This is a genomic window from Arsenicibacter rosenii (assembly GCF_001870735.1).
GTDB lineage: Bacteria > Bacteroidota > Bacteroidia > Cytophagales > Spirosomataceae > Arsenicibacter > Arsenicibacter rosenii.
Genome location: NZ_MORL01000002.1, coordinates 333755 through 355155, shown reverse-complemented (window position 1 = coordinate 355155; position 21401 = coordinate 333755). Strand labels below are relative to the sequence as shown.

Sequence of the window (21401 nt, the reverse complement as noted above, 5' to 3'; positions counted from 1 at the left end):
AAGTATATGCTTGATTTAGAAATTGATAAACTCACCAATTCCATTGAGAATACCATTACTGGAGAAGTTTTTGAAACCAGCGTCTTACCTTTTCAGGGAGAACGCAAAGGTTTCAATAAAAAAGATTGGTTATTTGATTGGAAAGTTGAGTGCAAAGACTCTTCCCGCAAAGTTTTTAAACTCGTTACGTCACAAAACCGTTATATTATTCAAGGGTTAATAAGTTTTAGTGATAACCACGACCATATATTTATGCACTTAATAGAGAGTGCGAGATTCAACAAAGGCCCACAAAAATTATATTTGGGAGTGGCAGGTAACTTAATTGCTTACGCTTGTTTGTACTCTTTTGACCTTGGTTATGATGGAATTGTAGTTTTTGACTCAAAAACGATGCTTATCAATCATTATCAACAAGCATTGGGCGCAAAACAATTAGCTGGCAATCGCCTTTTCATTGATACAAAAGAATCTAATCAGCTTGTAAAACGATATTTCCCATGAAACCCCATTTTAAGAAACTCGATAATTTTGACGCAGAGTTCATCAATATAAAGCTAACAGAAAAAGATAAACTGGACATCAGCGCACTATTGAAAACCAAACGCAAATCAGGAAAGCGTACAGGTTTGCATGTACCTTATTCCAAGCCATCTATATAAAATCACTCAATAAATTTACGCCAGTACCGGCCGGACAACCTCACCGGCTACATCCGTGAGGCGGAACGGGCGACCCTGAAACTGATAGGTCAGTTTGGTATGGTCGAAGCCCAGCAGATGCAGGATAGTGGCCTGCAGGTCATGGACGTGCACTTTGTCTTTGACCCCGTAGTAACCAATGTCGTCGGTTTCACCAAACGTAAAGCCTTGTTTGACGCCGCCGCCGGCCATCCAAACCGTAAATGCATCCAGATGGTGATCGCGGCCCATAAACGGCAGCGTCTGCCCATCGCGGTTTTCCTGCATAGGCGTACGGCCAAACTCGCCGCCCCAGACTACCAGCGTGTCCTCCAGAAGACCGCGCTGTTTCAGATCGGTCAGCAGGGCAGTAACGGCCTGGTCGGATTCGCGGCATTTATCCCGCAAACCAATTTCGATGGCCCCGTCAGAGCTGGTCCCATGCGTATCCCAGCCCCAGTCAAACAGTTGTACGAACCGCACGCCCCGCTCGACTAACCGGCGGGCCAGCAGGCAGTTGCGGGCAAACGACCCTTTTTCAGGCTGTACACCGTACATATCCAGCATGTATTGCGGTTCGCCTTTGATGTCCATCGCATCCGGAACCGACATCTGCATCCGGAACGCCAGCTCATACTGGCTGATCCGGGTCAGAATTTCGGGGTCCTTCACTTCGTCGTAGGCCTGCCGGTTGATCTCACTGATGGCCTCAATGGTTTGCTTCCGGATGTCGCGGTTCATACCGGCTGGATCCGACACATACAACACCGGATCGCCTTCTGTCCGGCACTGCACCCCCTGGTATACGGTTGGCAGAAACCCGCTGCCCCACACCGACTTACCGGCGTCCGGCTGTTTGCCACCCGACGCCAGCACAATGAATCCCGGCAAGTTATTATTTTCGGTACCAAGCCCGTACGTCACCCACGACCCGATGCTGGGCCGACCCAGCCGGGCGCTGCCGGTATGCATCAGCAACTGTGCCGGGGCATGGTTAAACTGGTCGGTATGCATCGCTTTCAGGAACGTGACCTCATCGACTACACGCTGAAAATGCGGCATATAATCCGATACCCACGCTCCTGACTGCCCATATTGTGCAAATTTGCCCTGCGGTCCGAGCATTTTCGGTACGCCACGGATAAACGCGAACTTTTTGCCCTCCAGCAGTTCCTGCGGGCAATCTTTGCCGTTGTATTTAACGAGCTCGGGCTTGTAGTCAAATAATTCCAGCTGGCTGGGTGAGCCTGCCATATGGATATAAATCACCCGTTTGGCTTTAGGTGCAAACTGAGGCACTTTATCCGCTGCATTGGCTCCTGTACCAGGCGTCTGTTTATCGAAACCGCAGCTTCCCATGAACGCGCCCAGTGCCATTGCACCAAGGCCTGTCGAACAGGTGTGCAGGAAATGTCGCCTCGTTTCGCGCTGCAATGCTGCGGTCTGGAGTTCTTTTATGAGTTTTTCCATATTATTCCGATTTACCCCACCCCCTGCCCCCTCCCCTGAATTCAGGGGAGGGGGTGAGCCTACATTCTTAGCTTTACGCTACAATAACTTTTTCGTTAAACAAATCAGGCAGAATCCAAATGCTTACGGATAGTTAGTAACGCATCTGGCATTCGATCATAAATATCATCATTTTTAATCCTTAGTACCCGAATATACATCTCTGCTAAAACACTGTCCCTCTCCTGGTCATTTATCTGTATTTCAGACTCATCATGAATGTTGCCATCGATCTCCAGAACCAATCTTTTTTCCGGACAATAAAAATCAACCACAAACGAACCGATACTATGCTGACGCCGAAATTTATAACCTAGCTGTTTATTTCTTATTTGCTGCCACAATAGCTGTTCTGCAAAAGTTGCTTCGCGACGTAACGTTCTGCGTATTTCCTCCAGAGCCTTACGGTTGTGAATTAATTGTGCCATAGTAAATCGTTAAAAATCAAGCTTTAGACGAACAATACCTACTCTGTCACGAAATCACAGCAATTTTCAAATCAACCAATGTAGACTAAAGTTAGACCCTCTCCTTAGTTTAAGCGTTATTTTACTTTACCCCTTTCCTCCTCCCGAATTGTTGGCCCGGCCTGAAAAACAGGAGAAGGGTGCGGTTCCCGGCCTTAAAGCCCCTCCCCTGAACTCAGGAAAGAGGGTGCGGTTCCCGGCCTTAAAGCCCCTTCCCTGAATTCAGGAAAGAGGGGTGCGGTTCCCGGCCTTAAAGCCCCTCCCCTGAATTCAGGAAAGAGGGTGCGGTTCCCGGCCTTAAAGCCCCTCCCCTGAACTCAGGAAAGAGGGTGCGGTTCCCGGCCTTAAAGCCCCTCCCCTGAACTCAGGAAAGAGGGGTGCGGTTCCCGGCCTTAAAGCCCCTCCCCTGAATTCAGGAAAGAGGGTGCGGTTTCCGGCCTTAAAGCCCCTCCCCTGAACTCAGGAAAGAGGGTGCGGTTCCCGGCCTTAAAGCCCCTCCCCTGAATTCAGGGGAGGGGTTGGGGTGGGGTAATGCTTATTCCTTCGTAATCACCTCATCCAGATTCAATAATGTGTTGGCCGTTACGGTCAGGGCCGCTTGTTGGGGCGTAGCATCGGCGCGGGCCAGCAGTTTCCGGGCTTCGTCGGGATGCTGCCGGTAGTGCGTTTCCGTATTCCGGTACAGTTTCGCCAGCACGCCCAACCGCTTCGGAGCCAGATCGCGCAGCATCACCCGCCGGAATGCCGACTGAATCCGCTGCTCCGGCGTCTGCCCGTGGTCGAGCATGTAACACGCCAGTTGCTGAGCGGCTTCCACATAAACCGGATCGTTGAGCGTTACCAATGCCTGTAACGGTGTGTTGGTCCGCAAACGACGGAGCTGACAGAATTCACGGCTCGGGCTATCAAACGTAATCATCGACGGGTAAGGTGCCGTTCGTTTCCAGTAAGTGTACAGCGCCCGCCGGTAACGGTCATCGCCCTGACTCAGATTCCACGAATCACCGTTGTAGGGCGACTGCCAGATGCCGTCCGGTTGCGGTGGCATCACACTTGGCCCGAACATTTTATGGCTCAGCAACCCGCTAACGGCCAGTGCCTGATCGCGTACCTGCTCAGCCGATAGCCGTACCCGTGGTCCGCGGGCAAAATAGCGGTTAAACGGATCTTTCTCCAGCTGGCCGGGCGTTGCCTCCGAGCGTTGCCGGTACGTTGCCGACATTACGATGCGTTTCAGCATTTTCTTGACGCTCCACTGATCGTCTTCCATAAACGAAACCGCCAGATAGTCGAGCAATTCACGGTGGGTCGGGGCAATGCCCTGTGTTCCGAAATCTTCGACCGTTTCGACAATGCCGGTCCCGAAAAGCTGCTCCCAGAAGCGGTTAACGGCCACCCGTGCTGTCAACGGATGGTCACGGCTCACCATCCACTGCGCGAGGCCGAGCCGGTTTTTCGGCGATTTTTTGGGCAAGGGTGGCAACGACGACGGCACATCCGGCTGCACTTCTCTCCCCTTCACCAGCCAGTTGCCCCGGTCAAAGACATGAGTTTTCCGCTTTAAATCGCCCGAACCTTCCCAGAAAACCGGCGTATCATCGGGTTTGGCATTCAGCACGTCCGTGAGTTTACGGTCCAGCGAATCCGACAGTTCCGGCTTCTGACCCGGCAAGGTTTCCAGAAACGATACCCATTTAATCATCGTCCATTCTTTCGGATTGGCCGGGCTGTGCAGCGACACATACACATCATGTTTGCCCGACAAGGCCGGAAAAGGGAAAATCATGACGGAGTCTTTCCAGGCGTTCCCCGTTTTGGGCACCTTTAGCTGCAGCAGAACCGGACCGCTCAGACTGCCGTCACGAAACGTAACGACAGCGTCGGGGGCGTTCGTCCCCCAGGCCAGATACATCCGGCGTTTGTTGGTCATGGTCACCTGTCTGATCCGGGCCGACCCGCCATGCTGAAAACCGAAGTATTTGGCATCCAGCAGCGACGCATTGACATACTGGTCAAAATCGTGTGAGTTGATTTTGGGCTCCATCACCCGCAGCATCTGCATCAGCTCGCGGTTACGGGTCCGGGCCTGTTGCGGGGTTGTGGCATGCTGCCTTACCCAACGCGACAGTTCCTGCACCTTTGCCGAATCAGGACCGGTATAGAACCGGAGCTTAGGGGTATCGGTCGTTACATCTTCGTCGCGGGTATTGTTAAAAAAGGCCAGGTATTTGTAGTAATCCTCGTGCACAAACGGGTCGTACGGATGGCTGTGGCACTGCACACACCCGAACGTCGTACCCTGAAACACATCCCAGGTCGTATTGACCCGGTCAATGACGGCCGCCGTCCGGAACTCTTCGTCCTGTGTACCGCCTTCATCGTTGGTCATGGTATTTCGGTGGAAGCCCGTCGCAATCAGCTTCGACTCCCAGGTCGTATCGCCTTCGGCGACCGGCAACAAATCACCGGCCAGCTGCTCGGTCACAAACTGGTTATAGGGTTTATCGCTGTTAAATGCCTTAATAAGCCAGTCACGGTAGCGCCAGATTTTCCGGCCGGGGTCACGCTCATAGCCTTTGGTATCGGCATAGCGGGCCAGATCGAGCCACATCCCCGCCCATCGTTCGCCGTACGCGGGCGTGGCCAGCAAACTGTCTACGAGCTTTTCGTAAGCAGCCGGTGATTTGTCGGCCAGAAAACGGGCGGTCTGCGCTTCGGTTGGCGGCAGGCCCGTCAGGTCGAGGCTCACGCGCCGCAGGAGAGTCGCCTTACCGGCCTCCGCCGATGGTTGCAAACCCATCGGGGTCAGCTTATCGGCAATAAAGTAATCGATTTCATTTTTAACCCAGGCTGTTACTTCATCTTTGGCCAGCCCTAAGCGGCCCCAGAACGAGCCAATGGCTGGCAGTTCAGGCTTTTCGACGCGGGTGTAAGCCCAGTGATTGCCCCATTCGGCGCCCTGGTCAATCCACGTACGGAGCAGCTCGATTTCTTCGTCTTTCAGCGGGGCGGCCTCCAGCGGCATACGCTCTTCGGGATCCGACAGCGTCAGGCGGCGGATCAGTTCACTGGCATCAGCATCGCCCGGCACAATCGACGGTTTCCCCGACTTGCCTGGTTTCAGGGCTTCATGCCGGAACAGCAGGCTATAGTCGGCCGTTTTTTTTACGCCCCCATGACAGGCAATACAGTTTTTATTCAGAATGGGCTTAATCTGCGTGTTGAAGTCAACCTTCTGGTCAAAGACGTCGAGCAGCGAAAAAGACGACAAGGCCAAAACGGCAATCAACCCGGCAAGAACAATGGCTTTTGGCTTCATAATCCGCGATGAAACTATAGGCTAAAAAGCATCAACCTGTCTAAAAATACCTATTATTCAGATGAATCGCCAAGGTTATTGCCAGCAATCTGATAACATCAGTTAACTCTTTCTACTTTTTAGTATCTTTCGTAACTGAACGGCTCACCAGCAACCGGTTAACCGCTCAATCATCAATTAAACCCATTCGCTATGCGATCATTTTACCTCCTCTTGCTGCTGATTTCGTCAGTGGCAATGGCTCAACCCAAACCCAAGCCAGCCTTATCGTGGAAAGAAGTAGCTGCCTGGAAAGCCATCGGCTCGTTTGGCAGTACGCAGCTCTCTCCTGATGGCCAGTGGTTTGCCTACGTACTGGCACCCAATGAAGGTGATGCGGATCTGATAATCCAGAAAACTGCCGATACGACCCGGTACACCTATCCGATTGGCTCGGTAACTATGCCGCAAATAGCGTTTTCGGACGACAGCAAATGGATTGCCTTCAAGGTATTTGCCAAAGACAAGGACAAGAAAGCTGCGGCGAAGCCCGGCAGCAAGCCTGTACCCGACAAAGTAGTTCTGGTAGAACTGAGTGCCAACAAGAAAACAGAATTCGACCGGGTGAAAAGCTTTGCCTTCAACGGAGAGAAAGCCTCGCACCTGGCCCTGCTGCTAACGGGTACGCCGGCTATGGGCGGTGCTCCGGCAGGCCCCGGCGCGGCCTCATCAGATGCCGCCAAAGGAAGCGACCTGCTGCTGTATGACCTCGGCACAGCCAAAACCCAGAACATCGGCAATATCGCCGAAATGGCGTTTTCGAAGAAGGGCGACTGGCTGGCATTGGCCGTCGATGCCAGCGAACGGGCCGGTAATGGCCTGCAACTCCGCAACATGCAGTCAGGTGTGCTGCTGACGATGGACAGCGACAAGGCCCGCTACCAGTCCCTGAACTGGACCGACAAAGGCGATGCGCTGGCGCTGCTCAAAAGCGTAAAGGACGAAAAGTTTAAGGCTGAACTAACCAGCGTTCTCGGCGTTAAAAACCTGACGGGTCTGCCCGAACTGGTGGTGTACAACCCTAAGGCCGACAGCCTGGCATTCCCGAAAGGCATGACCATCAGTCCGAACCGCACGCCATACTGGTCGGAAGACCTGAGCCGCGTGTTCTTCGGCATTCATAAACTGGACCCGGCTAAAAAAGACGATAAGAAACCGGCTACCACGGCGAAGAAGGATACCACTAAAGCCGCTAAGCCAAACCCTGCCGAGCCCTGGGCTAAAATCAAAGCTGACACCACTATCAAGTCACTCGAAGACCTGCAAAAAGCGTTGGCAAAGCTGAAGCCTGACACGACCAAAGCGACAGCGGTGGCCGGTATGCCTGCTATGGCCGATAAAAAAGACGATGCCGACAAACCCGAAGTAACGATCTGGCACTGGCAGGACAAACGCCTTCAGTCGCGGCAGCAGGTGCAGGAATCTCAGGATAAAAACTATAGCTACCTGGCCATGTACAACGCCGCCACAAAGACCTTTACGCGGCTGGCAGACAGCAGCCTCCGTACGGTCAGTGTCGCTCCGAAAGAGCTGTACGCGCTCGGCAGTGACAACAGCAGCTATGAGCTCGACGCCAACCTCGATGGCCACAACTATGCTGACTATTACCTGATTGATCTCAAAACCGGCAAACGGGAAAAAATCCGCGAAAAACACTACCTGCCCGGCTTTGCGGCTAGTCCGCAGCCCTCGCCGGATGGCACAAAGTTTCTGTACTGGGAAGGCATTCACTTCTTTGTATATGACATGGCTACCCGCACCAGCCGGAACATCACCAAAGGCCTGCCAACGTCGTTTGTTGATACCGATGATGACCACAACCAGACGACCCCGCCACAGTCGCCCATGGGCTGGTCGAGCGACAGCAAGTACGTGCTGCTGAGCGATGGCTGGGACATCTGGCAGGTACCAGCCATGGACGGCAAAGACGCTAAAGGCAAACCGCTGACGGCCCTGAACCTGACGCAGACCGGGAAACGGGAAAAAATCCGGTTCCAGAGCCGGTTTACACTTGACCCCGACGAAAAAGGCATTGACCTGAAGCAGCCGGTTTATGTCCGGACCTATGGTGAATGGACCAAGAAAAGCGGCATCAGCCGTATCGACAACGGTAAGGTAACACGGCTGTTGTGGGAAGATGCGTCGATCGGGAGCCTGAACAAAGCGAAAAAAGCAGCCGTTTATCTATTTGGTCGTGAGACATTTACCCAACCTCGTCAGTACTTTGTCTCAACCAGTGCTGATCTGACCGCCGGCAAGCAGGTATCGAAAAATGCACCGGCTTTCGACAAATATGCCTGGTCGCCGGGCGTACAACTGGTAAATTATGTCAGCGACAAAGGGGATTCACTGCAGGGTGCCCTATTCTTACCGGCTGGCTACGAAGCGGGTAAAAAGTACCCGACCATTGTCTATTACTACGAAAAGCTTTCGCAGACGCTGCATAGCTTCGCGAATCCTGCCTATTCGGGAACAGGCTGGAATCCAAGCTTGTATACCTCAAACGGCTATGCGGTTTTCATTCCGGATATTGTGTACAAAATGAATGATCCGGGCATGTCGGCGGTTTGGTGCGTGCTGCCAGGGGTTAAGGCTGCGCTGAAAACCGGCGTAATCGACGAAGCGAAAATCGGTGTACACGGTCACTCATGGGGTGGTTATCAGACCAGTTTCCTGATTACCCAGACCAACATGTTCAAAGCTGCCGCCGCCGGTGCGCCGCTGACCGACATGATCTCCATGTATAACCTGATCTACTGGAACTCAGGCGGGGCCAACGGCGCTATTTTCGAAGGGTCTCAAGGCCGTCTGGTCGCTCCGTGGGAGAACTGGGAGGCCTACCACCGCAACTCGCCGATGTATCACGTGAAGAACGTACAGACACCCTTGCTGATGCTGCATAACGACAAGGATGGTGCCGTTGACTTTACCCAGGGTATTGAGTTTTATAACGCCCTGCGCCGCCAGAAGAAACCGGTCGTTATGGTACAGTATAAAGGCGAAAACCACGGACTGGCCAAACTACCGAACCGCAAGGATTACGCACTACGCATGATGGAGTATTTCGACTACCACCTGAAAGGCAAACCAGCCCCTGAATGGTGGCTGAAAGGCGTTCAGAAACTCGACCTCGACGAGCACATCGAAAAGCGGATTGCCACCCTTTCGGACAGCGAAGAAAACTAATAAAAAGCCCTTCTGACAATCAGAAGGGCTTTTTTGTACAGGCTATATGCCTGAGCCCGAAAACGTTTTCCTTTTTTTGGCGGTTATACTGTAAACAACATACTTATGACACCATCAATCGCGCAGATTGCGCAGACCCATAGTCTCAGTGAAGAAGTCGTGACCCATTTGTTTAATCAGCTGTCGCTGGGGCACGGCAAACAGGCCCAGTTTAATCACCCCGCGCTAGGCGGTATGGGCCAATGGCAAAACGGCATGCTCATGGTTTCCGACTTTTCGAATCATGCCCTCAAAGCAAAACTGACCGGTGTTTTCGCCGATCTCGTCCGGCTCTATACCCGGCAAGGTGCTCCGGAAGCCATCGGCACCCGGCCCGAAACGGATAACCCTGGCAAGCCAAGTATGGTGGCCACCCAGAATCACCTGACGGTCAACTATTATCAGGATAAGGCCTTGCTGGTCATTACGGATAACCAGCGCCGCACGGCCACCACCTACTCGGTAGCGCCGCACCGCCTGACCGGTGTTTCGCAGCAAAATCAGAACAACAGTGTTTATTCACTTTCGTTCTCCAATGACAAGGGACAGAACTTGACCGTAGAAGACTTTAAACAGGTCTCTTAAGCCTGACTCCATCTTTTCCACAAAAACGTCGGTATGCGTTATGCATTTACCGGCGTTTTTGTATCTATCCCATACAAGCCGGTCAGCCATTGGTAAGTATCCGCTTTTTTTCTTGCATATATAATTTAACTATATATATTTGTATCAAACTAGATAATGCCATATGGAATCTTCGACCAGTGAATTTTTACGCGGGGTACTCAAGACCATTGTCTTGAAGCTTCTGGCCGAGCGGGGTACGATGTATGGTTACGAAATTACGCAGGCGGTTAAAGAGCGGACAAAAGGACAGATTACCCTGACGTTTGGTGCCCTTTATCCGGTGCTGCACAAACTGGAACAGGACGGTCTGCTGGTTACCAAATCCGTAGAAGTCGATGGCCGTTTGCGGAAGTACTATTCGCTGACCCCCCGTGGCAATGAAACTGCCCTTCAAAAAGTTTCTGACTTTGAACGTTTTATGGACGCCATGCGCGCGCTCCTGTTTCCGCCCTCATCCTTATCGCTGGGGCATTCCTAATTCCAAACGACCTTTTCGTACGCACACAAAAATGAAGTAGCCTTATGGAAAAGCTTTCTTCCCAACAAATCGCCCAGTTACGCCGTCACCTCATCCTGAATGGTTCTGATGAATCGCTGCTCAGCGAATTAGTTGACCATATGGCCTGTGAGGTCGAATATTATATGTGGATTGGCCTGCCGTTCGAAACAGCGATCGACAAAGCCATGCTGGAGGCTAACTCCGATGCGGTTGGTACCTTACAGGAAACCTACCGCGAAGCGCTTTCGCTTAAACAGGAAACCATGGCCGAAGCCAGTCTGGATGATATTGTTTTTGAAACCCGGAATAAGGCCTACGGTGCGTATTACCTTCGCCAGAACTACGGTAACAGTCTCCGTGATGCGCTGCTGGGCGGGGCCGGCTTCTTTCTGATGCTGATTGGTTTAATCTCCGGTCTTAATCAGGGCAAGTGGTCGTATATGAGCCTGAGCGGAGCCATGTGGCTGGTCGGCATTTCGTGTGTCGCTTACGGTGGTTTCTCCTGGTTTATTCAGAATATGAAGCAGAAGTATATGGTCGTCAATGACTGAGCCATTCCAAAGACAACTAACAGCCCACACCATTTTTTATACTGATTTGCTGGTTGTTCTGTGTTGCTGAGGGCTCTGCTTATGCTGAGTAAAGTGGTGGCAAGACTGAGCCCGAAAAGCGATTCATAGCTATGGCCTGACCGTCGTGCCACCACTCGCAGCGCAGAACACAGCAACCAACAGCAACTCAGACCTAAAACCTACATATCCATCAATCCGGCAACGAGCTGGATTTTACCGTAGTCATAGCGGCCTTTCAGATAGTCGTAAACGGGTTTCAGCCGCCCGTCGGCCAGCCCCACTTCGTTGATCGCGGCTTCAATGTCCAGCGCTTCCGGCTGGCTGATGAGGGCTTCAATGTCAATGCTGTATCCGGCTTTGTACAGATGAACGAGGTGGTTCGCAATCGATCCCGTTGTCAGCTTACGTTCAGCCGCAATCTCTTCCATGCTCATGCCCTGGTTATACAGCTCCAGCGTCAGCAATTGTGTGGAACCACGGAGTGTATTTCCGTCTTTCGCTTTACCGGTAATATAGCTGACGATCTCACTCAGGAAGCGCGGACCGAATAACTGTAGTTTCCGCTCACCCACCCCGCTGACGTTGCGCAGGCCGTCGGGCGTTGTTGGCCGCAGACGGGCCATGTCTTCCAGCGTCGTATCGGTAAAGACCACGTAGGGCGGCACGTTCTGCTCGTCGGCAATTTGTTTCCGGAGGGCCTTGAGGCGGTCGAGCAGTTCGTCTTTGGCTTGTTCGGTTTTGGTTTTGGGTTTCTCTACCACCACTTTCGGTGCATCGTCGGGCCGGACAAGTTCAACTTTTTTGCCCTGAAACAGCACCCCGTCGCCCAGGATACCTTTTTTGAGGGCATAATGCTGATCGTAGGCAATCTCAATAACGCCCACATTGATGAGCTGTTGAAGGTAGTTCCGCCACTCATCAAATTTGAGGTCAGCACCGGCGCCGTACGTTTTTATCTGGTCATAGCCGTTCATCAGCACCTGCTGACTGCGTGACCCCCGCAGTACATCAATCAGCAGGTTCATCGGCACCCGCTCCTTCAGCCGCAGAATGGCCGACAGCGCTTTCTGGGCAATGATCGTACCGTCGAACGTAACGCGCGGATTACGGCAGACATCGCAGTTACCGCACGGCTCGGTCAGTTCTTCCGAAAAATAACTGAGCAGAATCTGCCGGCGACAGGTATGGGCGTCGGCATACTGCTGCATCCGTTCGAGCTTAGCCAGTTGCAGCCCGAGGTTAGCCGGGTTGTTTTCGGTCAGCATCTCTTTGTACGTCGCCACATCGGCAAAGCTGTAAAACAGAACCGTATCCGAGTTGAGGCCGTCGCGGCCCGCCCGGCCGATTTCCTGATAAAAGCTTTCGATATTTTTGGGCATGTTGTAGTGGATGACCCACCGCACATTCGATTTATCGATACCCATCCCGAAGGCAATGGTCGCGCACATAATCCGGATATCGTCTTTCAGAAACATTTCCTGCACCATCGACCGCTCCTGCCCACTCATGCCGGCGTGATAAAAGCCCGCCATGAACCCTTTTTCCTGCAGCTTCGTCGCCAGCGACTCCGTTGATTTCCGGCTCAGGCAGTAGATTACCCCCGACGTATCAGGCTTCATATTCAGCAACCGCACAATCTGCTGGAAGCGGTTCGTACCCGGTAATACCTGAAGGCTCAGATTCGGCCGGTTGAAGGACGCAATAAAAACGGCGGGATCATTCATATCAAGCCGCTGCGCAATGTCCTGCCGCGTCAGTTTGTCGGCGGTGGCCGTCAGCGCTACCGTTGTTACATGCGGAAAGTGTTTTTTCAGCACATTCAGCTGGGTATATTCCGGCCGGAAATCATGCCCCCACGACGAAATACAGTGCGCTTCATCAATGGCAAACAGAGACAGCTGCAGTTGCTGAAGGAAAATAAACATGCTCTCGCTCAGGAGTTTCTCCGGTGAGACATACAGCAGTTTGATTTTACCCGCCAGCGCATCCGCTTCGATCTGCCGCTGTTCTTTTGAGGATTGCGTACTGTTGAGGTAGGCCGCCGAAATACCGTTCAGATGCAACGCCTCGACCTGATCCTTCATCAGGGCGATCAGCGGCGAAACCACCACGCATACGCCCGGCTTCATAATGGCCGGAATCTGAAAGCAAACCGATTTTCCCCCGCCCGTCGGCATTAATACCACAGTATCCCGACCCGACAGAACGGAGCGGATAATGTCTTCCTGCATCGGGCGGAAGCGGTCGTACCCATAATAGCGTTTAAGATAGTCGGTAGGATTATCAGACGTAAGCGGTGCACTGGCAATCATGCTGAAAACAAGTAAAGGTGTATGCAGCTCATTTAGACGAATTGTGTATTCAGAAGTTTCGCCACTGCATATCGGCTAGTCAAATTTACGAAATTTTACGCGGAACCCTGTGGCAGTGCGTTATTTTCTGCCCGCCTCACCGTCACAAGCATAAATAACCCCTAAGCGACTCGACCACCTGGTGATCATGAAAAAACGAATTACATTTATTGCCCTGATTGTTAGTCTCTTATTGTCTTACAAAGGCTATGGAGCAGCAACCATAAACCCTGCGGAACCAGTAAACACCCAATACACACAGACAGCATCACTACTTACTATCAAGTAGTTAGCAGTAAGCCTCAGCCTTAGTGAGAAGCGTACCGGCAGTCTATGCGCCGGTACGCTTTCTTTTTATAACTTAGCCCCGCAATGGCTACGAACTTACGCATTAACGGTCGCATCTGGCTTGAAGCCGATGAGCGCTTTTTTGGAATCGGACGCATGGAATTGCTGGAGCACATTCAGCAAACAGGCTCTATTAATCAGGCGGCGAAGGCCATGAAGATGTCGTATAAACGGGCATGGGACCTTGTGCAATCGATGAATGCCCAGGCGGCTGCGCCGCTGGTTTCGACCCAAACCGGTGGCGAAAAAGGCGGCGGGGCCATCGTAACCGAAGAAGGCCTCAAATACCTCAATCACTTTAAAGCGCTGCAGCAGCGTTTCCGGGAGTTTCTGGAACAGGAAACCCGGCTACTGCCTGCCTGATAAGATCCCGTTCACATGCTTTTTAAAGCCTGATACTCTTTTTGCGTCACCGTTATTTCCGGATAAACATAACGGTCGTTATATTTATCCGGAAATAATGCACAGGCATGACAAACCTCTCCCTTCTTTTCGCTCTTATCACATCAACCTGTACAGCTCCTGACAGCCTGCCTGCCCGGGATTCGCTCCGGCGTATTCAACTGGACGAAATTGTGGTTTCGGCCTCAAGGGTATCTGAACGGATTCTGCGTTCGCCGGTCAGTATTGACGTACTCGACGCCCGCCGGATTCAGCAATCGGCCCAGCCTTCGTATTTTGATGCAATTGAGAACCTGAAAGGCGTACAACTGCTCACGCCAAGTCTCGGCTTTAAGGTATATAACACCCGCGGGTTTGCGAATCCGACCAATGTGCGGTTCGTTCAGCTCGTAGATGGCCGCGACAATCAAGCTCCCCACATCGGCGCTCCGATTGCCAGTGCACTCGCTCCTTCTGACCTCGATATCCAGCGGGTCGAGATTGTTCCGGGAACGGCTTCAGCCCTCTACGGTATGAACGCACTGAACGGACTGGTCAATCTGATCACACGGAATCCGTTTGATCATCGGGGGGTCAGTGTAAGCCAGAAAACAGGTATCAATCATATTGGCGAACAAACCACGGCCGCCAAAGCGTATAGTGAAACCAGTCTGCGGTATGCCCGGACGTTCGGCCCGAAATTCGCGCTTAAACTAAACCTTGTCTATCAGGCCGGGTATGACTGGATTGCGCAAAATACCACGGACCTTAACCCTAACGCCAACCTCACACTGGGTCTGACAGGCCCCGATAATCCGGCGCAGGACCCTGTCAGTTCCTACGGTAATGAATCGGCCAACCGCCGGACACTGACATTAGGCGGCAAACGGTATGTAATAGCGCGAACGGGTTATTACGAAGCCGAAGTAACTGACTACCGGCTGAAAAATCTGCGGGGTGACCTGAGTCTGCATTACCGCTTTACCCCAACCGTCGAACTGGCCTATACCTATCAGGGGGCGACACTCGACAATGTCTATCAGCGCACCAACCGCTTCCGGCTTGATCATTACCGCCTTAATCAGCACAGCCTCAGCTTAACCACACCATCTGTTCTGATTCGTGCGTACCGGTCCGCTGAAAACACGGGCGACTCCTATAACATCCGGTCGATGGCCGAAAACATCGACCGCTCGTTTAAGACCGATGATGCGTGGTTTGCTGATTTTACAAAACAGTTTAACGCGGTGACGGCAGCCGGACAGCCTGTTGCCGATGCGCTCCGGAACGCCCGTACGTCTGCCGACCAGGGACGCCCCCAAACCGGTACCGCTTCCTTCAATGAACTGGCAGACAAACTTCGTCACATTAATAACTGGGATATCGGTGCGGCATTACAGGTCAACTCCTGGCTGTATCATCTGGAAGGGCAGTTTGAACCTACAAAAAGCGCATGGGCAGCATTCCGCCAAAAAACCGGCATCCGGCTCCTGACCGGCTTTGACTACCGGCAATATGTGGTCTTTCCGGATGGCAACTATTTTATCAATCCCGAAAAGCCGGACGCCAATCTGGTGTATACCAAAGGCGGTGGATTTGTACAAGTATCCAAAGACTTGTTCAGCAACAAGCTGAAACTGACAGGTTCTGTCCGAATAGACAAAAACAAGTATTTCAACGCGCGGCTAAACCCAAGAATTTCTGCTGTTTATTCGCCGGCAGAGCTGCATAACTTCCGCGCATCGTATCAGAACGGCTATCGTTTTCCATCCTTATTCGAAGCCTTCTCGAATGTAAATTCAGGGGGGGTGAAGCGTGTCGGAGGCTTACCGGTTATGTCGCAGGGGATTTTTGAGCGTTCTTACTTCCGGACATCGGTCGATGCGTTTCAGGCAGCTATTAATACCGATGTCAACACCAACAAGCTGACAACCGACCAGGCTATTCAAAAAAACAAAGGACTGCTGAAACCTAATACCTATACATACCTGAAGCCTGAACAGGTTAACAGTTTTGACGTGGGGTATAAAGGCATCTGGCTTGATCAGACGCTCTTTGTGGATGCAGATTTCTACTATAATGTGTACCGGAACTTTATGGCACAGGTAGAGGCCAATATCCCGAAAGGCAGTAATCCCGATTCACTGGCATATTACTTTGCCGACCGGACAAAACAGGAGCGTTATCGGCTCTGGACCAACTCCGGAACGATTGTGCATAATTACGGAGCAAGTCTGGGCGTACGGTATTCGATTGATGGCAAATGGTCCGTTACCGGCAACGCATCCCTCGCGAAACTGGATCGGCGCGATAACGGCGACGGGCTCGAAGAAGCGTTTAATACACCGACATGGATCACCAATCTGGGGCTTTCGAATGCAAACCTGTGGAAAGGCCTCGGCTTCTCGGTAAACTATAAATACCAGAGCCGCTTTCTGTGGCAATCGTCTCTGGCAACAGGATGGGTACCGGCTTTCCATACTATCGATGCGCAATTGAACTACCGGATTCAGAAAGCCGGGGTGTTCATCAAAGCCGGTGGCACCAACCTTGCCAACCGTCCTTACTATACATTCGTGGCAGGGCCGGCCATCGGCGGTTTTTACTATACAACAATCACACTCGACATGCCTCAGTAGTAAAGTTGTACCTTTGCGGGTATGCGTTATTTTATTGAACTCTCGTATCAGGGGACGAATTACAGCGGCTGGCAAACGCAGGCAAACGGCACCAGTATTCAGGCAACACTCAGCCATGTATTGACGAAGCGTCTGGGCAAACCCATGTATATCGTTGCCAGCGGGCGCACGGATGCGGGGGTGCATGCCCGGCAACAGTTCGTGCATCTTGATGTAGACAGTCCGCTGCCTTTAAGCGATGATTTCCTGTATTCGCTGAACTGCATGCTCCCGCCCGACATTGCCATTCATGCTATTTTCCCGGTCCGCGACACCGACCACGCCCGTTTCTCCGCCCGCTCCCGGTATTATCAGTATCATATCACCCGCCATAAAGACGCGTTCCGGCAACACCTTACGCTTCACTTCCGGCCCGAACTAAACGTTGAGATCATGAACCAGGCATGCGAGGTATTGCTGCGACACCGCAATTTCCGGTCGTTCAGCAAATTCCGGCCGGATGTTATGCATTATGAGTGTGAACTGACCTTTGCCTGTTGGCGCTACACAACGCCCGGCTGCCTGACGTTTCACATTAAAGCCAACCGCTTCCTGTGGGGAATGGTACGGACCATTGTCGGGACAATGCTGGAAATCGGGCAGGGACGGCTGTCGCTCGAACGGTTTGAGGAGCTGATTCTCGCCAGAGACCGCAGCCAGCTCGGGGCGCCGGCACCTGCCAACGGGCTGTATCTGGTTGAAGTAGGTTATCCTGACGGGGTACTGGCCAACCGCCCCGTCAGGGACGATATGGATTAGAGCCCTTCAATTCCCAAAAACAGGTTCGGGTCGGGGCATATGGCCAGGTAGCGGTCACGGTCGCGCAGGCTGCATACGCCAGGGAAGTCCCCTGTCAGACCAAGCATATCGGTCATGAGCTGGAAATGGAGGTGTGGCGGCCAGTTGCCGTTCTCCGGATATGGCCCGATCTCCGCAATCGTCTCCCCCGCCTTCACCGGCTTACCCTCATACAACCCCTCGAGTGATAACCGGCTCAGATGGCCATACAGGCTATACAGAGGTTTGCCTGCGTACTGATGCTCCAGAATAATCGTCGGGCCATAATCGCCGAAGTTGTTGTTGTCCTGAAAACTGTGTACAACACCATCCAGCGGCGCATATACCGGCGTCCCGGCATCGGCCCACAAATCAATGCCTAAGTGAATCTCGCGGGGTTCGGCGGTTTGCTGAAAATGGGCACTGCGCCGGTAAATCACCCGATGCTCGTTGTAGCCGCCCACCCCGACCAGGACGTTAGCCTGCCGGAGCTTGTCAAACACATAGTCCGAAAACACAGCCGTGTCGGTCAGGTCAAGGGTAGCCAGGTCCGGATTGGCGGCCGAAAAGTCAAGAATGAGATACGAGGGGATGGAAATAACCACAGGTTGCTGATTTAAAGAAAACGCGGATTGTTTAGCCAACCAAAGTTGCCAAACAATCCGCGTTTTCACAACGATTACCGTCACCGGTTATTCCGCCGGGTTCACAGGTCCGCCCGCCCGGATTTCGTCATTCGCAAACGCTTCGTATTTGCCGAAGTTGTCGCGGAACAGCCCGGCGAGCTTCTGCGCCGTTGCGTCGTAATCGTCTTTATCCTGCCACGTGTCCCCTGGGTTCAGTATTTCGGCCGGCACGTTCGGGCAATGTTGCGGAATCGCCACACCGAATACCGGATGGTTTATATAGTCTACATCGGCCAGTTCACCGTTCAGAGCGGCTGTAATCATGGCGCGGGTATAGCGGAGTTTCATGCGTTCGCCGGTGCCGTAAGCGCCGCCCGTCCAGCCGGTATTGATAAGCCAGACGGCCGTTTCGTGCTCATTCATCTTCTCGCCCAGCATTTCGGCATAGCGGGTTGGATGAAGCGGCATGAAGGCGGCCCCGAAACAAGCCGAAAACGTAGCTTTAGGCTCCGTAACACCCACTTCAGTACCTGCCACTTTAGCCGTATATCCCGAAATAAAATGATACATCGCCTGGCCGGTGGTTAGTTTCGCAATGGGCGGCAACACGCCAAAGGCATCGGCCGTCAGGAAAAAGATGTTTTTAGGCACCCCGCCGGCCGACGGCACTTTGGCTTTGTCGATGAAGTGAATCGGGTACGAAACCCGGGTATTTTCCGTAACCTCCCGATTGGCGTAGTCGACCTCACGGGTATTTTCCCTGTAGCGCGTATTTTCAAGAATGGCCCCAAACCGGATTGCCTTATAAATCTCAGGCTCTTTCTCCGCCGATAAATCAATAACTTTAGCATAACAGCCTCCTTCGAAATTGAAGACCCCGTCCCTGCCCCAGCCATGTTCGTCGTCACCGATCAGCGACCGGTGCGGATCGGCCGAAAGCGTGGTTTTACCCGTTCCGGACAACCCGAAGAAAACCGCGACATCACCGGATTCGCCTTCGTTGGCCGAGCTGTGCATCGACAAGGTATGCCGCTCAACGGGTAGTTTGAAGTTCAGAACCGAGAAAATTCCCTTTTTCATTTCGCCCGTATACCCGGTTCCGCCAATCAGAATCATGTGGCGTGTCAGGTTCAGAATGGCAAAATTGGCGCTTCGGGTGCCGTCGACTGCCGGATCGGCCCGAAAGTCAGGATCGCAGATCACGGTAAAATCGGGCGTAAAATTGGCAAGTTCCTCAGCAGTTGGCCGCAGGAACATGTTATAACAAAACAGATTATGGTAGGCTTTGGTATTAATTACCTGCACATTGAGCCGGTATTCGGGCAGTGCGCAGACATAAGCCGATCGGGTGTAGACCGTCTTATCGGCCAGATTGGCCAGCATTTTCTGATATAGCCCGTCAAACTTATCCGCATCAAACGGAATGTTGACCTCGCCCCACCACACCTCATCGGCCGTCGTTTCGTCCTTCACAATATACCGGTCCTTCGGCGACCGTCCGGTAAACTCACCGGTATCACAGGCGAGCGCACCGGTATCCGTCAGGGCTCCTTCACCGTTCCGGATGGCATGTTCAACCAGTTCGGCGGCGCTCAGATTGTCAAACTGCTGTTTGCAGGAAAACGAAACAGCGTCGTTTCGGGAGTTACCGGCGGGAGCATCGGCCACGTCGGCAGTATGTTGTGCGATTGTCATAGTCGGAGTCGTTTGTTGAGGGTAAAATAAGTATAACCCGATTTGACACCCTATGTCGACAATCACCTTATAAACTGATCGAAATCCAAAGAGCGAAAGAGATAAAGAGCGAAAGAGCGACCCGCATAGCGGATAAGCCGCCGCGCGGTGAAAGACAGAAAGACTGAAAGAGTGACCGCATAACGTCGCTTTGGCGAATGCATACCCACCCTGTTCTTTATCCATTGTCACGAGCAGATTCTTTACCTGACGGCTGCCACCCTCTCACTCTATCACTCTTTCGCTCTATCGCCCTTTCGCTCTATCACTCTTTCGCTCTATCACTCTTTCGCTCTTTACTCCAGTTCCACTTCTTTCGTCGGATCGATGATCAGCCAGAGGAGGCTGCTGCACAGGAGCAGAAAGGCAATCAGGTAAAGCGGGTAGTTATAATCACCGGTAGCATCAACGATTTTACCGAACAGGATGCCCAGAAAGAATGCGCCCAACTGGCCGGCCATGTTCATGGCTCCCGACACCGTTCCGGATTTGCTCCGGCCGACATCGACGCAGACGGCAAACGAAACCGGCAAGGTCAGGTCTTTGAACGCCATGCCTAACGCAAGCAACAGGGCCGCCGTCTGGTTACTGGTTGCCATAGCCGCCGACAACATCACCACACTTGACGCAAACATGCCTACCAGCCCGACCACCCGCCGGCCAAAACGCAGGCCATACCGTTTGGCCAGCCAGTCGCTGGCGTAACCACCGGTAAAACACCCGAGGGCTCCGAGCAAAAACGGCAGCGTGGCAAACAAGGTCATGTCATCTTCCGAAAACTGGCGCCCTTCCTGCAAATAGGTCGGTAGCCAGCCGGTAAAAAAATAGGCCCCGTACATGTAAAAGTGAAACATCATCATGATCGCCCACATATTCCGGTTCCGGAAAATGGCGCCCCACGGAATACGGTGGCTCCGGGCATCGCCATGGGCCTGATAGCTGCGGGTGGCTTCTATCTCGGCTCGTTCTTCCGGAGAGAGACCGCTTTTCTCGTGCGGGAAGTCACGGAACCAGCTATACCACGCCAGGGCCCAGACCAGCCCGATGCCACCCATTACCCAGAACGAGGCCCGCCAGCCAAAAGCTGCCGCTACCGGCACCACAATCAGCGGAGACAACGCCCCGCCAATCCGCCCGGCCCCCCAGATAAACGACTGAGCCCGTCCTGTTTCGGTTTTAGGGAACCAGCGCGCAATCACAATCGAGCTGTTGGGATATGCACCAGCCTCACCCATACCAAACAAAAACCGGATAACAACCAGATACACAAGACTAAACGCCGTGCCGGTCAGCATCGTAAAAGCCGACCACCAGCTTACTACCCGGGCCAGCACCCGCCGTGGCCCGATCCGGTCACCAAGCGTACCGGTCGGGACTTCGAACAGCGCATAGGCCAGCGCAAACGCACTCAGCACATACCCAAACTGCTCATTGGTCAGATCCAGCTCTTTTTTCATGCGCGGCCCGACGACCGAAATACAGACACGGTCGAGATAGGTAATGATCGACAGAAAGAAAAGAAAGCCGAGAACGCGGTAGCGGTATTTCATAGCAAGGCTGGGTTTTGGC

At 52.8% G+C, this 21401-nt stretch carries 16 protein-coding genes; 9 read left to right on the top strand and 7 right to left on the bottom strand.

Annotated features, from left to right (window positions below):
- The first annotated feature begins 6 nt into the window (after nt 1-6).
- Together BLX24_RS05410 and BLX24_RS32600 are read left to right on the top strand one after the other, a co-directional pair.
- Entirely contained in the window at nt 7-504 is a 498-nt protein-coding gene (locus tag BLX24_RS05410) for a hypothetical protein (RefSeq protein ID WP_071502063.1), read from the top strand.
- Nucleotides 501-662 (top strand): hypothetical protein, encoded by a 162-nt coding sequence (locus BLX24_RS32600; protein ID WP_177225782.1) that lies wholly within the window; start codon nt 501-503, stop codon nt 660-662. Before BLX24_RS05410 ends, BLX24_RS32600 begins: the two co-directional genes overlap by 4 nt.
- A gap of 15 nt (nt 663-677) precedes the next feature.
- Here the strand turns inward: BLX24_RS32600 and BLX24_RS05405 are convergent, their stop codons facing one another.
- From BLX24_RS05405 to BLX24_RS05395, 3 genes are all read right to left on the bottom strand, one after another.
- Nucleotides 678-2150, bottom strand: a complete 1473-nt coding sequence (locus BLX24_RS05405) for a DUF1501 domain-containing protein (RefSeq protein ID WP_071502062.1) — start codon at nt 2148-2150, stop codon at nt 678-680.
- A 104-nt stretch (nt 2151-2254) separates the two neighbouring features.
- The gene (locus tag BLX24_RS05400) at nt 2255-2617 is read right to left on the bottom strand and encodes an endonuclease domain-containing protein (protein ID WP_071502061.1); all 363 of its coding nucleotides are present in this window, start codon (nt 2615-2617) and stop codon (nt 2255-2257) included.
- 574 nt (nt 2618-3191) lie between these two features.
- Nucleotides 3192-5975: a DUF1553 domain-containing protein gene (locus tag BLX24_RS05395; protein ID WP_071502060.1), complete on the bottom strand. Its 2784-nt coding sequence runs from the start codon at nt 5973-5975 to the stop codon at nt 3192-3194.
- 192 nt (nt 5976-6167) lie between these two features.
- Here BLX24_RS05395 and BLX24_RS05390 point away from each other — a divergent pair, with 192 nt between their 5' ends.
- The 4 genes from BLX24_RS05390 to BLX24_RS05375 all read left to right on the top strand — a co-directional run bounded on the left by BLX24_RS05390 (nt 6168) and on the right by BLX24_RS05375 (nt 10916).
- Nucleotides 6168-9200: a S9 family peptidase gene (locus BLX24_RS05390; RefSeq protein WP_071502059.1), complete on the top strand. Its 3033-nt coding sequence runs from the start codon at nt 6168-6170 to the stop codon at nt 9198-9200.
- Nucleotides 9201-9305: 105 nt separating this feature from the next.
- The gene (locus BLX24_RS05385) at nt 9306-9824 is read left to right on the top strand and encodes a hypothetical protein (protein WP_071502058.1); all 519 of its coding nucleotides are present in this window, start codon (nt 9306-9308) and stop codon (nt 9822-9824) included.
- A 163-nt stretch (nt 9825-9987) separates the two neighbouring features.
- Entirely contained in the window at nt 9988-10344 is a 357-nt protein-coding gene (locus BLX24_RS05380; protein ID WP_071502057.1) for a PadR family transcriptional regulator, read from the top strand.
- Nucleotides 10345-10388: 44 nt separating this feature from the next.
- On the top strand, nt 10389-10916 hold the full coding sequence (locus tag BLX24_RS05375) for a hypothetical protein (protein ID WP_071502056.1): 528 nt from the start codon (nt 10389-10391) through the stop codon (nt 10914-10916).
- 200 nt (nt 10917-11116) lie between these two features.
- On the opposite strand, the gene recQ is transcribed toward BLX24_RS05375, so the two are convergent.
- Nucleotides 11117-13249 (bottom strand): DNA helicase RecQ, encoded by a 2133-nt coding sequence (gene recQ, locus BLX24_RS05370; RefSeq protein WP_071502055.1) that lies wholly within the window; start codon nt 13247-13249, stop codon nt 11117-11119.
- 411 nt (nt 13250-13660) lie between these two features.
- Here recQ and BLX24_RS05365 point away from each other — a divergent pair, with 411 nt between their 5' ends.
- From BLX24_RS05365 to truA, 3 genes are all read left to right on the top strand, one after another.
- Nucleotides 13661-13999, top strand: coding sequence for a winged helix-turn-helix domain-containing protein (locus BLX24_RS05365; RefSeq protein WP_071502054.1), 339 nt, complete (start codon nt 13661-13663; stop codon nt 13997-13999).
- Between the two features lie 107 nt (nt 14000-14106).
- Entirely contained in the window at nt 14107-16656 is a 2550-nt protein-coding gene (locus BLX24_RS05360) for a TonB-dependent receptor (protein ID WP_071502053.1), read from the top strand.
- A 21-nt stretch (nt 16657-16677) separates the two neighbouring features.
- The gene (truA, locus tag BLX24_RS05355) at nt 16678-17454 is read left to right on the top strand and encodes a tRNA pseudouridine(38-40) synthase TruA (RefSeq protein WP_071502052.1); all 777 of its coding nucleotides are present in this window, start codon (nt 16678-16680) and stop codon (nt 17452-17454) included.
- Here the strand turns inward: truA and BLX24_RS05350 are convergent.
- From BLX24_RS05350 to BLX24_RS05340, 3 genes are all read right to left on the bottom strand, one after another.
- A complete protein-coding gene (locus BLX24_RS05350; RefSeq protein ID WP_071502322.1) occupies nt 17451-18077 on the bottom strand; it encodes a peptidoglycan DD-metalloendopeptidase family protein in 627 nt (208 codons plus the stop codon). The two genes, truA and BLX24_RS05350, sit on opposite strands and share 4 nt — an antisense overlap.
- 87 nt (nt 18078-18164) lie before the next feature.
- Entirely contained in the window at nt 18165-19793 is a 1629-nt protein-coding gene (pckA, locus tag BLX24_RS05345) for a phosphoenolpyruvate carboxykinase (ATP) (protein WP_083421811.1), read from the bottom strand.
- A gap of 335 nt (nt 19794-20128) precedes the next feature.
- On the bottom strand, nt 20129-21382 hold the full coding sequence (locus tag BLX24_RS05340; protein ID WP_071502051.1) for an MFS transporter: 1254 nt from the start codon (nt 21380-21382) through the stop codon (nt 20129-20131).
- Between the last annotated feature and the right edge of the window lie 19 nt (nt 21383-21401).

Excerpts from the sequence above, each read along its gene's own strand:
- BLX24_RS05360 (WP_071502053.1), top strand. The coding sequence starts at position 14,107 with ATGACAAACCTCTCCCTTCTTTTCGCTCTTATCACATCAACCTGTACA.
- BLX24_RS05410 (WP_071502063.1), top strand. The coding sequence starts at position 7 with ATGCTTGATTTAGAAATTGATAAACTCACCAATTCCATTGAGAATACC.
- BLX24_RS05400 (WP_071502061.1), bottom strand. The coding sequence starts at position 2,617 with ATGGCACAATTAATTCACAACCGTAAGGCTCTGGAGGAAATACGCAGA.
- BLX24_RS05375 (WP_071502056.1), top strand. The coding sequence starts at position 10,389 with ATGGAAAAGCTTTCTTCCCAACAAATCGCCCAGTTACGCCGTCACCTC.
- BLX24_RS05340 (WP_071502051.1), bottom strand. The coding sequence starts at position 21,382 with ATGAAATACCGCTACCGCGTTCTCGGCTTTCTTTTCTTTCTGTCGATC.
- BLX24_RS05405 (WP_071502062.1), bottom strand. The coding sequence starts at position 2,150 with ATGGAAAAACTCATAAAAGAACTCCAGACCGCAGCATTGCAGCGCGAA.
- pckA (WP_083421811.1), bottom strand. The coding sequence starts at position 19,793 with ATGACAATCGCACAACATACTGCCGACGTGGCCGATGCTCCCGCCGGT.
- BLX24_RS05395 (WP_071502060.1), bottom strand. The coding sequence starts at position 5,975 with ATGAAGCCAAAAGCCATTGTTCTTGCCGGGTTGATTGCCGTTTTGGCC.
- recQ (WP_071502055.1), bottom strand. The coding sequence starts at position 13,249 with ATGATTGCCAGTGCACCGCTTACGTCTGATAATCCTACCGACTATCTT.
- BLX24_RS32600 (WP_177225782.1), top strand. The coding sequence starts at position 501 with ATGAAACCCCATTTTAAGAAACTCGATAATTTTGACGCAGAGTTCATC.
- BLX24_RS05385 (WP_071502058.1), top strand. The coding sequence starts at position 9,306 with ATGACACCATCAATCGCGCAGATTGCGCAGACCCATAGTCTCAGTGAA.
- truA (WP_071502052.1), top strand. The coding sequence starts at position 16,678 with ATGCGTTATTTTATTGAACTCTCGTATCAGGGGACGAATTACAGCGGC.
- BLX24_RS05390 (WP_071502059.1), top strand. The coding sequence starts at position 6,168 with ATGCGATCATTTTACCTCCTCTTGCTGCTGATTTCGTCAGTGGCAATG.
- BLX24_RS05380 (WP_071502057.1), top strand. The coding sequence starts at position 9,988 with ATGGAATCTTCGACCAGTGAATTTTTACGCGGGGTACTCAAGACCATT.
- BLX24_RS05365 (WP_071502054.1), top strand. The coding sequence starts at position 13,661 with ATGGCTACGAACTTACGCATTAACGGTCGCATCTGGCTTGAAGCCGAT.